This is a genomic window from Mesorhizobium sp. M7A.F.Ca.CA.004.04.2.1 (assembly GCF_004022825.1).
Taxonomy (GTDB): Bacteria; Pseudomonadota; Alphaproteobacteria; order Rhizobiales; family Rhizobiaceae; genus Mesorhizobium.
This window is the reverse complement of record NZ_RZPH01000784.1, coordinates 1-2900: the sequence shown is the minus strand read 5'-3', so window position 1 is coordinate 2900 and position 2900 is coordinate 1. Positions and strand designations below refer to the sequence as shown.

Annotated in this window: 2 protein-coding genes and 1 pseudogene; 2 read left to right on the top strand and 1 reads right to left on the bottom strand. The window is 65.7% G+C overall.

The genetic code is table 11. The features are described 5' to 3' along the window. Nucleotides 1-286 (bottom strand): annotated as a pseudogene (locus tag EN893_RS26940) (methyl-accepting chemotaxis protein); the annotation flags it as partial. Between the two features lie 419 nt (nt 287-705). On the opposite strand from EN893_RS26940, the gene EN893_RS26935 reads away from it, so the two are divergent. Next, complete coding sequence (locus EN893_RS26935; RefSeq protein ID WP_236383085.1) at nt 706-1587, top strand: D-alanyl-D-alanine carboxypeptidase family protein; 882 nt, start codon at nt 706-708, stop codon at nt 1585-1587. Between the two features lie 384 nt (nt 1588-1971). After that, nucleotides 1972-2898 carry a DUF1003 domain-containing protein gene (locus EN893_RS26930; RefSeq protein WP_127267264.1) on the top strand — a complete coding sequence of 309 codons (927 nt, stop codon included), beginning with the start codon at nt 1972-1974 and terminating at the stop codon, nt 2896-2898. Nucleotides 2899-2900 lie beyond the last annotated feature (2 nt).

The following is a 2900-nucleotide window of genomic DNA, read 5'->3' as shown; positions in this document are numbered from 1 at the left end:
GCTGCAGGCCGTAGACGCCACTGGCGACGGCCGCCGCCGTGGTGGCGAAGATCAAGGCCGGCAGCGCTCTGGCCGCCAGCACCAGCCTGAGCACGATGGCAATGGCGATGATGATTGCGGCCACCGCGGCGGTCAGCGCGATATAGGCGGCGAACGGCGCCAGCGGATTGAGGATGTCTGATACGGCACCCCCGATAAAGGCGACACTGCCGGCCCATTTGCCGGTGCGGCTGAGCGATGCCCTGATAAGCGAGGGCGCTGCGCCCCCGGCCCCGATATTCGTCATGCCAAGCCCCCAAGCCCTGAGATACCACGCCCCTTCCCACGGGAAACGCGGCCCTGGCAAGGAAAGACACGGGAAAACCGGCGTTTTCGGGGCAGATGCTCGGCGGGGCCGATAGCCGACGCCGGCGCTGCCCCTCATCCGCCTGCCGGCACCCCGTGAACGGGGAGAAGGGAGATGCCGCGGCGTTGGCGTTCACTCTGCGACGCCGGCGGTTGGCGAACCCGTCGAGGAGAGCGTCCTTCTCCCCGTTCACGGGGAGAAGATGGCGGCAGCCAGATGAGGGGCGGCGCCAAGCTCTGAAAATATGCGCAAACCTGGGCAAATGCCTTGCTGCCGCCATTAACCAAATGGACGCATCACATGCGTTACGTTAGCTTCGCCGCATCTCAGCAACAGCCGACCCCAGAACAGACTTGCCCTTGTACAACCCCCTTCCGCTCATCCAGAGATTTTTTGCGGCACTCGCCCTGCTGGTGCTGCTTGCCGGCTGCGCCACGACGCCGCCCGACAGCGTGCTGGCCGTGCCGGCGCCGGCGCAGAAATATGCGGCCATCGTCGTCGACGCCAGGACCGGCAAGCAGCTGTTCGAGGTCAGCTCGACGGCGCAGCGCTACCCGGCCTCGCTGACCAAGATGATGACGCTCTATCTGCTGTTCGAGGCGCTGGACTCCGGCCGCGTCAGCAAGCAGACGCAGATCCCGGTTTCGGACCATGCCGCCTCGCAGCCGCCGACCAAGCTGCGCTTCCGGCGCGGCGAGAGCATCGACGTCGATTCCGCGATCCGCGCCATCGTCGTCAAATCCGCCAACGACGTGGCCGTGGCGGTCGGCGAATATCTCGGCGGCAGTGAAGCTCAGTTCGCCGCCATGATGACATCCAGGGCGCGCCAGCTCGGCATGACCAGCACCATTTTCCGCAACGCGTCCGGTCTGCCCGACGGTGGCCAGATGACGACGGCGCGCGACATGGCGGTGCTCGGCATGGCGCTGCATCGGCGCTTTCCCCAGCAGTTCCACTATTTCTCCGAAAGCGATTTCATGTTCCGCGGCCGGCTGGTGCGCGGCCACAACGACATGCTCGGCCGCGTGCGCGGCGTCGACGGCATCAAGACCGGCTACATCAGGGCGTCGGGCTTCAACATCGTCACCTCCTACAACGCCGACGGCCGCAATCTGATCGTCGTGGTGATGGGCGCCGACTCAGCCCGCCAGCGCAACGACCACGTCGAAGCGCTGATCCAACGGAGCCTGTCGCCGACGACGGACGGCGCCAAGACCAGGCTGATGTTCGCCGAGCAATAGTGGCCGCGGCGCGGTTCGCGTCTGGGTGCTCGGCTGCCGCCCACCACTTCGTCATCCACGGGCGAAGCAAGGAGCATAGCGACGCGGCGCAGACCCGAGGATCCATGCCGGGACTCCAAACGCGTCACCAGGGTGCAGAACCTTGCGCACGCTGGCAGGACAGAGGGGGGTGATTGGCGCCAACATCGGGCAAGTTCTGCACCGCAAGCGACACTCGCAGGTCGCGGCATGGATCCTCGCGTCTGCGCGTCCGCTTCGCTCCCGCTCCGCCCGTGGATGACGAAGTCGGGAAGCGATCAAAAACACTTGTAGTCCCACGAAATCCGTCGCGATGCTGGCGATGTTGCGGCATACGTCGCCCAGCACCATCAGGAGCCCGCACCCATGAGCACCGTCCCCAAAACGCCCGAGCAACCGGAAGACAACCAGCACGACAGCGGCGGCGAATATTTCGAGGCGCCGACCCTCAGTGAGCTGGAGGCCGATCCGGTATCGGACGAGCACTTCGAGACGCCCGAAGTGCCGGACTCCGAACCTGCGGGTCCCGGCGCCCACCGTGGCAAGCCGAAGAAAAAACCGTCGGCGATCTCGGGCCGCAAATTCCGCAAGCGCGACCTGGTGCGCATCGACACGCTGCGCCCGAGCCTCGCCGACCGCATCCGGTCGGACCATCCCGACCTGCCGGCCGGCGCCCGCATCAGCCGCGCCGAGCTCGGCCGCTACCGCATGCGCTACATGGAGGAGCTGCTGCAGCAGGAGCACGGCGAATTCTCCGAGCTCGACCGCCAGGTGGTCGAATCGATCGCCAGGCAGGACACGATTTCCGAAAACTCGGAAGAAGAATTCGAGGAGCACCGCACCTTTGCCGACCGCGTCTCCGACAACATGGCGGCCTTCGGCGGCAGCTGGTGGTTCCTGATCTCGTTCGGCAGCGTGCTTCTGGTGTGGATCGGCATCAACCTGCTCGAAGGCATGAGCGCCGCCTTCGATCCCTATCCCTTCATCCTGCTCAACCTGCTGCTCTCCTGCATCGCCGCCATCCAGGCGCCGATCATCATGATGAGCCAGCGGCGGCAGGAGTCCAAGGACCGCCTGCGCTCCTTCAACGACTACCGCGTCAACCTCAAGGCCGAGCTCGAAGTGCGCCATCTGCACGAAAAACTCGACTACCTCATCTCGCGCCAATGGACGCGGCTCGCCGAAATGCAGCAGATGCAGCTGGATGCGATGCACGAACTGGCGGGTGCGAAGAAGCCGAAGCGGGCGGTGCGCGGGCGGCGGACGGTGAAGGCGGGGGCGGCAACCTCATAGGC

What these genes read in the sequence shown, in the direction of transcription:
- EN893_RS26930 (WP_127267264.1), top strand. Translation starts at nt 1,972, where the DNA reads ATGAGCACCGTCCCCAAAACGCCCGAGCAACCGGAAGACAACCAGCAC.